Source organism: Escherichia sp. AM3 (assembly GCF_032029835.1).
GTDB lineage: Bacteria > Pseudomonadota > Gammaproteobacteria > Enterobacterales > Enterobacteriaceae > Escherichia > Escherichia coli.
Genome location: NZ_JAVUPQ010000970.1, coordinates 1 through 272, shown reverse-complemented (window position 1 = coordinate 272; position 272 = coordinate 1). Strand labels below are relative to the sequence as shown.

Genomic DNA, 272 nt, shown 5'->3' with positions numbered 1-272 from the left:
GGGATAGGTTACCTGGAAAGTACTGGTGGCTTTAAATTCGCCGGGTTCGATAGCAATATTCCCGTCTTGCTTTAATGTTGCCTGGAAATGAAGAGGCTGTGATGTGCCGTTACCTTGATTAGGGTAAACCCCATCGGAGGTGTCATCTTCGGTTTCATAATCTATATAAACAGAATTCGTATCATTAGGTTTTAATGTCATTAGCGGATTTTTACTGGTTGCTAAACCTTCAATGAGTACGCCAACGCCTTTGGCGGCAGTGCTTCCAGGAA

General features: G+C 43.8%; 1 protein-coding gene. It reads right to left on the bottom strand.

Annotated features, from left to right (window positions below; translation table 11 throughout):
- Positions 1-272 (bottom strand): fimbrial protein (locus tag RTW80_RS29290; protein ID WP_312721632.1); only part of this gene is annotated, 272 nt, incomplete at both ends.